This is a genomic window from Macrococcus sp. CoH-51_TC_04 (assembly GCF_058188655.1).
This window is the reverse complement of sequence record NZ_JBVGOY010000055.1, coordinates 1-281: the sequence shown is the minus strand read 5'-3', so window position 1 is coordinate 281 and position 281 is coordinate 1. Positions and strand designations below refer to the sequence as shown.

Here is a 281-nt window from a genome sequence, read left to right as displayed (position 1 = left end):
GTCTATACACATGGCAATACAGACAACTATCATAATCACATCGTGTTTAATGCGGTAAATTTAGAGGATGGCCACAAATATCACTGTTATCAGGAAAAGAAGATCGTCGAACGCATCAATGATGCAGTTATACAGGAACATGGTTACCCTGTCATTGAAAAGCATAAGGAACGTGGCACATCGGTCACGATTAAAGAGCAGAAGCTCAAGGATAAAGGCGAATATATATGGAAAGATGATCTAAGAGCACGAATCGATCAGGCATTCGAAAAAACAAAGGA

General features: G+C 39.5%; 1 protein-coding gene. It reads left to right on the top strand.

What is annotated here, in order from left to right; all coding sequences use genetic code 11:
* On the top strand, positions 1–281 hold a 281-nt coding region (locus ACZ2V4_RS11750; protein WP_490514956.1), incomplete at both ends, for a relaxase/mobilization nuclease domain-containing protein.